5 protein-coding genes are annotated in these 8,151 nt (G+C 69.9%); all 5 read right to left on the reverse strand.

Annotated features, from left to right (window positions below; genetic code table 11):
- Window positions 1–77 precede the first annotated feature (77 nt).
- The 5 genes from ACFVYI_RS14740 to ACFVYI_RS14760 all read right to left on the reverse strand — a co-directional run bounded on the left by ACFVYI_RS14740 (window position 78) and on the right by ACFVYI_RS14760 (window position 8,006).
- Window positions 78–950 (reverse strand): GyrI-like domain-containing protein, encoded by an 873-nt coding sequence (locus tag ACFVYI_RS14740; protein ID WP_387885061.1) that lies wholly within the window; start codon window positions 948–950, stop codon window positions 78–80.
- A gap of 120 nt (window positions 951–1,070) precedes the next feature.
- Window positions 1,071–2,450: an NADP-specific glutamate dehydrogenase gene (gene gdhA / locus ACFVYI_RS14745; RefSeq protein ID WP_387885063.1), complete on the reverse strand. Its 1,380-nt coding sequence runs from the start codon at window positions 2,448–2,450 to the stop codon at window positions 1,071–1,073.
- 365 nt (window positions 2,451–2,815) lie between these two features.
- Complete coding sequence (locus ACFVYI_RS14750; protein ID WP_387885065.1) at window positions 2,816–3,241, reverse strand: hypothetical protein; 426 nt, start codon at window positions 3,239–3,241, stop codon at window positions 2,816–2,818.
- Between the two features lie 129 nt (window positions 3,242–3,370).
- Entirely contained in the window at window positions 3,371–7,396 is a 4,026-nt protein-coding gene (locus ACFVYI_RS14755) for a polymorphic toxin-type HINT domain-containing protein (protein WP_387885067.1), read from the reverse strand.
- 274 nt (window positions 7,397–7,670) lie between these two features.
- Window positions 7,671–8,006: a hypothetical protein gene (locus ACFVYI_RS14760; RefSeq protein WP_387885069.1), complete on the reverse strand. Its 336-nt coding sequence runs from the start codon at window positions 8,004–8,006 to the stop codon at window positions 7,671–7,673.
- Window positions 8,007–8,151: the final 145 nt, after the last annotated feature.

The following is an 8,151-nucleotide window of genomic DNA, read 5'->3' on the forward strand; positions in this document are numbered from 1 at the left end:
GCCCACCCACCGCCGGGGCCCGTGCTCTCGCGCCCCCACCCCCCACCCCCCCCCGGCCCAGTTCACCACTCAGCGACTCACCGGGAGGCGGCCCGCTGCACGCCGATCCACAGCTGCGCCTCGGCGACGCCGTCGGGCAGGAAGCGCGTGCGCAGGATCTCCGGCCCCGGCTGGCTCTCGTAGGGATTGGACGGGAACCACTGGGTGTAGACGTCCCGCCACATCTCCTGGAGCGCCTGCGGGAACGTCCCGGTGTTGGAGAACACGGCCCAGGTGCCGGCCGGCACCTCCCGCACGTCCAGGCCGTCCGGGACGACCGTGTCCGCACCCGCCACCACCGCGTGGTAGTAGTCGAGTTCGACGCCTTCCTCGCGGCTCTCCGAGAAGAACTCGGTGACCGAGACGATGCCGTCCGGGTCCTGGTCCGAGAGGGCGGCGATCCGGTCGACGACGTCCGGCGCGATCCCCCGGATGAACGCGGCGATGGCCGGGTTCGCCCCCTCGTGGACGAGCGGGACCCGGGCCCGCCGACCGACCACCCGGAACGCGGGCTTCTCCACGATGCGGTATTCCATACTGCTGCTCCCTTCGACGACGAGTCGGAAGGACATCCGGGGCTGGGACTGCAGCGCGACACCGCCGCGCCGCGCTTCACCCGGGCCGACGCCGTGCATCGCCCGGAACGCCCGGGCGAACGCCTCCCCCGAGGTGTAGCCGTACCGGACCGCCACATCGAGCAGCGTCCGCTCACCGGCGAGCACCTCGGCCCCGGCGACGGTCAGCCGCCGGCGGCGCACGTACTCCGACAACGGCATCCCGGCCAGCGCGGAGAACATCCGCCGGAAGTGGTACTCCGACGTCCGCGCGATCCGCGCCAGCTCGGCCACGTCGATCGCCCCGTCGAGGTGCTCCTCGACGTACTCCATGGCCCGGTTCACATGCTCCAGCATCCCGACCCCGTCCTTCCCTTCACTGGTCACCACCGTAGGAAGGACCCACCCTGCCGCACCCGACATCCTGTGCCCGCTCCGGTCGGGTCCCGGAGCGGGCACGGGTCGGATCGGCTGGGCTCAGATCAGGCCCTGCGCCAGCATCGCGTCCGCGACCAGCTCGAAGCCGGCGATGTTGGCGCCCACCACGTAGTTGCCCGGGCTGCCGTAGCGCTCGGCCGTGGTGAAGCAGGAGTCGTGGATGTGCCGCATGATCTCGGCCAGCCGCTCCTCGGTGTGGGCGAAGGTCCAGGAGTCGCGCGAGGCGTTCTGCTGCATCTCCAGCGCGCTGGTGGCGACACCGCCCGCGTTGGCCGCCTTGCCCGGCGCGAAGGCCACACCGGCCTCCTGGAAGATCCGGACGGCCTCGGGGGTGGTCGGCATGTTGGCGCCCTCGGCGACCGCCTTCACCCCGTTGCGGACCAGCGCGACCGCGTCCGCCTCGGCCAGCTCGTTCTGGGTCGCGCACGGCAGCGCGACCTCGCACGGCACGTTCCAGACGCCCGACCCCTCGACGAACCGCACATGGCTGCCGCGCAGTTGCGCGTACTCGGCGACCCGCCCGCGACGGACCTCCTTGACCTCCTTGAGCAGAGCGAGGTCGATGCCCTTCTCGTCCACCACGTACCCCGAGGAGTCGGAGCAGGTGACCACGGTGGCACCGAGCTGCTGCGCCTTCTCGATCGCGTAGACGGCGACGTTGCCCGAGCCGGAGACCACCACCCGCCGGCCCTCCAGGCTCTCGCCCCGGGTGCGCAGCATCTCGGCGGTGAACAGCACGCAGCCGTACCCGGTCGCCTCGGTCCGGGCCTGCGCGCCACCCCAGCCGAGCCCCTTGCCGGTGAGGACGCCGGACTCGTAGCGGTTGGTGATCCGCTTGTACTGGCCGAACAGGTAGCCGATCTCGCGGCCGCCGACACCGATGTCGCCGGCCGGGACATCGGTGTGCTCGCCCAGGTGCCGGTGGAGCTCGGTCATGAAGGACTGGCAGAACCGCATGATCTCGGCGTCCGAGCGACCCTTCGGGTCGAAGTCGGCGCCGCCCTTGCCCCCGCCGATCGGCATGCCGGTCAGGGCGTTCTTGAAGATCTGCTCGAAGCCGAGGAACTTCACGATGCCGAGGTTGACGGACGGGTGGAAGCGCAACCCGCCCTTGTAGGGCCCGAGGACGCTGCTGAACTCCACCCGGAAGCCGCGGTTCACGTGGATGCCGCCGCGGTCGTCCGACCACGGCACCCGGAAGATCAGCTGGCGCTCCGGCTCCGCGATCCGCTCGACGACCCGGGCGTCGACCAGCTCGGGCCGCGCCGCCAGCACCGGCCCGAGGGTCTCCAGCACCTCCCGGACGGCCTGGTGGAACTCCCGCTCACCCTGGTTGCGGCGCAGGACCTCGGCGTAGAGCGACTCGATGACACTGGTCCCGGCGTCGGGGGACGCCGAGGAGTACGGGGTGACCGGCATCAGATCTGGACCTTCCGTGGTCGTCGGCAATCGTGCGCGCGGCACCCCACACGGGGACGCCGGCGGTCCCCCTCGCCATTGAGGGCATCGCGCTGTCCAAGCACGCCGAAGGCGGCCTACCGGACCGCTGTTACAGGGGAGAGTCTTCCAGTGTTAACACCCGATGTCCGACCCCATCCACATGCTGAAACCGCCTCATGCCCGATCCGGGTCACCCCGCCGCATCCGACCAAGGACGCCCTGGGTGACGTATCCGCCCCCGCTTCACCGAGCCCTGTCCGGCGGGACCGCGGACCTCGACGACCGACCGGACAAGCCGAACGGCCCGCCGGATCAACCGGCGGGCCGTCAACAGGAGATCGAGGTCAACGACGGGGCACCAGGCCCAGTCGCTCCGGAACGTCACCCATCTCCACCATGGCGTCCGTGAAGGTCCGCAGGAGCTCGACGGCCTGCTCGACCGTGAGGCCCTCACGTCTGGCGCGCTGGAGAACGGTCACGCCCGTATCGAACTCGCCCATGTCCTGCTCAAGGTCCACCTCGACCGACCCCTCCACCGAGCACCCGGGCTCCGCGATCCGGATCGAGAGTCTGAAGTTGAGCTCGCTCGCCTCCGCGTCCTGTTGTGTCACGAGGCGGAAACTGTGCAGCAGGGTGACCTCCGGAGCTCCCGAATCATCGCCGAGAAGGACACCGGGGACGAGGCACGAATCACCGGGGAAGACGTACTCGAGGTACATACCGACGGTGAAGTCGTCGATCCTTCGCCGGCATTCGATGAGCTCCGACAAGAGCCTGACGAGTGTTCCTTCGACCGAGGGCACGGTTTCACCAATCATCAAGAAGGAACGGCGGCGAGCGGGAGGCCGAGGGCCACAATCCGCTTCGCCGCCGCAGGGCAGACAGGAGAAGGACCAGTCCTAGAAGGCCTTCACGGTGTAGACGACCCAGGAACCCTTGTGGCCCCCTTGCCCCTTCTGGATGCGCCTGAGCACAAGCGTCAGGTTCTTCGCATCCCACACCTTACCGGTGTTGTCCGCTGCCCGGCCGACGTCCTCGCCGAGGTTCAGCGTGAACTCCTTCATGTCCGAGACATTGGCCTTCGCCGCCCACTTGTTGATGGCGTCCCGGTGGTTCTCCACCACAGCGTCAATGTGCTTCTGCGCGGTGGAGCTGTTGAGCATGGACGCCACGTTCGTCCTCGGGTCCGTCAGTGCGCGGTCCTTCAGCGCGTCGTCGCTGAGGTCCAGGTGATCCTTCGGGTGTGCACCGGCGACGCCCTGGTCGTAGTCGAGCTTTCCGCAGTTGTGCACCAGCACCGGAAGTCTTCCGGCCAGCACGTAGTACGTGTGGATGTCGTCAACGGTGAGGTTGAACGCCTCCTGCACGGTCTTACGGTCCCGAACGTCAACGACCTTCAACCCCGCGCCCGTGTCCGAGCGAAGGACATCGCCCACCCGGAGGTCGACCGCGTCGGTCCACCGCTGACGGTCCACCGACCAGAAGGGGTGGTGATCGGTCGCCGTGAGACTCCCGCCGGAACCACTGCCGGCCCGAACCGCGAGATCGGTGAAGTCGTCGTCATCGGGCGTGCGAATGGTCGCGGTGACCTTGCGAGCGCCGCTCCGCGCGGAAACCGGGTCGGTGGCCAGCACCTCCTGACCGACCTGGACCTGCTCGATCGGCACCGTAGTGCCGTCCGCCATCAGGACACGCGTGCCGGCGGGGAAGCTGTTCTTGATCGGGCACGACCCCTTGACCTTCGAGAACAGGTTGTCGAGGAAGTCGATGACCTTCTTGCCACCGGGGATCTTCTCGGCCCACTTGGCAAGCTTGGCGACAGCCGCGGCATCCCCGGCGAGCGGGATCGCACCGACACAGGAGAGGACCGCGTTCTCGACGTCCTTCTGCAAGGCGTAGATACCGCAGTTCACGAGATCCGCGATATCGGCGATCCCCGGCAGGAACACCCCGCCGACTCCCCCGACGACATCGAGCAGGCCGTGGGTGATGTTGAGTGCCGTGTCCAGCCAGCCGGAATCCTCGTCCTTCACCTGCTTGCGGAGTTCGGCCTCCAAGCCGGATGCGGCGTCCTTGTCCTCCTTCTCCGCCTGCGCCTTGGCCGCGGCGTCGTTGGCGGCCTGCTCGGCCGCCTTGCGCTCGGCCTCCTTCTCCGCGGCGAGCTTGGTGTTGTAGGCCGTGAAGGCATTGCCGGCGGCCTGCTCCGCGACCACCTTGTCCTTACCAGCGGCCTCCGCGTCGGCCCGTGCCCGCGCCGCCGAGGCGTAGGCGTCCTCGGCGGACCAGCTCGCCTGCTCCGCCGACCGCTGGGCCTTCTGGGACGAGACCATGGCGGACGCCGCGTCACGACGGGCAGAGGCCTCGGCGCTACCGGCCGTCTTCGCAGCCGCCGCGGCCTTCTCCGCGCTCGCCGCCGCCTGGTCGGCCTTGGACCGCGCGTCAGCGGCGAACCCGGCGGCGCTGTCCGCCGCTGCCTTGGCCTGATCGGACGCGGCCTTGGCCTCGTCTTGCGCGTTACGGGCGACCGCGGCCACCCGCACGGCCTCGGCCGCGCTCTGCTGCGCGTACGCGGTCACCGAAGCAGCCTCGGCGATCATCCGCTGAACCTCTGCCACATGGGTGGCCGCCAGCTGGTCCTTGCGCGCGGCGGTGTACTGGCCTGTCTGGACGAACGCTCGCACCACCTGCGGCGGACCCTCCAGGGCCACCTGGGCCGCGGCCTTGACCTCCGGCCCCCCGGTCGCGAACAGCTGAGCCGCCTTGACCTGGTCGTCGGAGAGCTGGGCCGCGTAGCGACCTCGGACGAGGAAGTCCCTCAGCCCGTTGACGCCTCCGTTGAGCGCCTGCTGCCCCGCTTCGCGGACACCGGGGCCCGCGCCGTCCATGAGCTTGGCCGCACTGACCTGAAGGTCAGCGACGGCCGCCTGGTACTGGCCGCCCTCCAGGAACCCCGCGATCGCCACCGCGTCACCCTTGAGGGCCTGCGTGGCCGCCGCGCGGACAGCCGGGACCTGCGACTCGATGGAAAGGTTCGACACCCGGTCACGGTCATCGAGTTCACCTGCGCCGCGGTACCCCGACCTGACGTAGGCGAGAACGGCGTCATCGGCTCCGGAGAGCGCCGTGCGCGCGGCCGCGGTGCCCCACGGACCGGACATCCTCATCGACAGGAGCGCCAGCTTGCGCCCGTCCGCGGCGATCTTCGCGTTGTCCGCGTCCGGCTGCGCCACAGCGGTGGCGAGGCGGGCGGCCTCGTCCTTGGCCCGGCGAATCTGCTGGACGGCGTCGCCGACCTGGGTGCCCTTGTCGTCGTACGCCGCCTTGGCAGCCCTGGCCTTCTCGACGTTCGCGGCGGTCCGCGCCGCCAGGTCCTCGGCCTCGGCCCGGCGGGCGAGGTCCTGCAGTTGGTTGGCCTTGTCGACCGCGTCCTTGGCGGTCCGGGCGGCCTGTACGGCGGCCTCGGCATGGGCCGTGGCCCGCTCCGCCGCCTGTGCGGCCTCACCGGCGTGCTGCGCCGCGTCACGAGCGGCCGAAGCCGCGTTGCGGGCATGCGTGGCCGCCGAGTCCGCGAGCGTCTTCGCCTGGGTAGCGGCCTGCGCGGCCTCACCGGCAAGAGACTTCGCGGCGGTGGCGGCCCGCGAGGCCTCCTGTGCCTGGCGACGCGTGGCCGCCGCAGCCGCCTTGGCCCGCGCCGACTGAGCGCCGGCCGCAGAGGCGAAACCGCCGGCCCGGTCGGCCGAATCGGCCGCAGCCGTCGCGTTACCACCCGCGCTCAGCGCCGCATCCGCGGCCTGCTGACTCGCGGTCGCAGCCGCGTTCGCCTGTGTCAGCGCGCCGGAGGAGGCCTCCGCTGCCTTCGCTGCCGTCTCGGCCGCGACCGCAGCCACCGCGGCGGCGTCTGCCTTGCCGCGGTCGGACGCGGCCGCGGCGGCGGCGTTCCGTGCCGCAGTCGCCGCCTGCGCGGCACCTGCCGCCGCGTAGCCGGCCTGGGTGGCCGCGCTCGCCGCCGTCCGTGCCGAGTTGGTGGCGGCCCTGGCAGCCGTGATCGCGGTCTGGGCCGCGTCCGCCGCACGCCCGGCGGCGTCCGCGGCACGAACGGCCGCAGCGCCTGCGGCGACGGTGTCGTTGCGCGCCGCGTCCGTCTCGGCCGCCGCCCTCGCGGCGTCCGCCTTCGCGAGCTGTGAAGCGGCCACCGCCTCGGCGGAGGCGGCCTTCGCGGCCTCCGTCTCCCGCACTGCCTGGGCGGAGGCGTCCTTGGCCTGCTGGGTCAGCTGCCCGACACTGGTGCGCTCCGCGTCCCTGGCCTTGGCCACGTGCTGGCCGACGCTGAGGAACTCGCGCACGTCATCGATCGACCCGTTGATCGCCAGCTTCGCGGCCGCCTGGGTGTTCGGCCCGCCCTCGCTGAAGATCTGAACCAGCTTCACCCGGTCGTCGGTGTCCCGGGCCGTGTACTGGCCGTCGTTGAGGAAGGCCTGGACGTCGTCGTTCGAACCGTTCAGAGCCGCCCGCGCCGCCGCCTCCACGCCGCTGCCCGCGCCGTTCATCAGCTGAGCGGCCTTGACCTGCTGATCCTGGGTCAGCGGCAGCTGCCAGCCGGTTTCGAGGAAGACCCGCAGCTCCTCGGGTGAACCGGAGAGCGCCTTGCGAGCCGCCTCCTTGACCCCGGGCCCGCCGAGTGCGTGCATCTGTGCCGCGCTGACCTGGTTGTCCTGCAGTTCGGCAGGAGCCAGTTCGACGTCCAGGAATGTGCGCACATCCGCGTCGGACCCCACCAAGGAGGCCTCGGCAGCGGCCTTGACGGCAGGGCCGCCCTCCAACCAGTAGCCGATCACGCGGGCCCGGTCGGTCAGCGGTATCTCGACACCACTACCCGTGACGGGCACGTCCGCAACGGCCGGATAAGCGCCCAACAAACTGGACACCAATACCAGCGGAAGAACTCGGAGGAATGCTCGGGCCGGTATGGCCCGAGGCTTTCGTCGAATTCTCCTCTCCCCTGCGACCCCCACGTTCCATACGTCCATCAAGAACCCCCTGCATACTCGGTCGATTCATATGTGAATCGTCGCCGAAGTATACTATCTTTCTGACACCCAGAGAGACCGAGGAACAATCAGGAAATCCGGTGAGATCGCCACCGAGATGCGTACAGGGAAAAGCAAGACGTCTCTCGTCAGATCCCGAGAGGTACAGAGTTCACTCGCCCGGAGGCAGGACCAGCGGATTCTCGCGGAACTCACCCAGCAGCCGGAAAAAGGCCTCCACCGAGGACTCGCCCTCGTGCTTCAGACTCTCCACCGCTGCCTCCCAACCGTGCGAGAGCGAGGTCCCGAAATTCCAGCTCAGCCAGTTGGTGAACGGGCCGGCAGGATCCAGGGCGAAATCCTCGTCGACACCGTGGATCTGCAGAGCGAGTGAATATCCGGACAGGAAGCTCGCCAGCTCTCCCAGGTCGTCCTTCGCGATGATCTGTCGTCTGAGGCGCACGTCGTCGAGCACGTCGTCGATGCCGTGGAATTCCCCTGCTGGCATGTTCTCGCTCCTCATGGCATCTCAACAAGGTCGGCGCGGGTGGGGCCGGCGGGGGGGGGGCCCCGCCCAGCCGTTGGGGACAAAAAACCCCCGGGGGGGGGGTTGGTGTTTGCCGCGCCGACAAGGGGTGTTGGCGGGAGGCGAC

It is taken from the genome of Kitasatospora sp. NPDC058218, from assembly GCF_042882445.1.
Lineage (GTDB): Bacteria > Actinomycetota > Actinomycetes > Streptomycetales > Streptomycetaceae > Kitasatospora.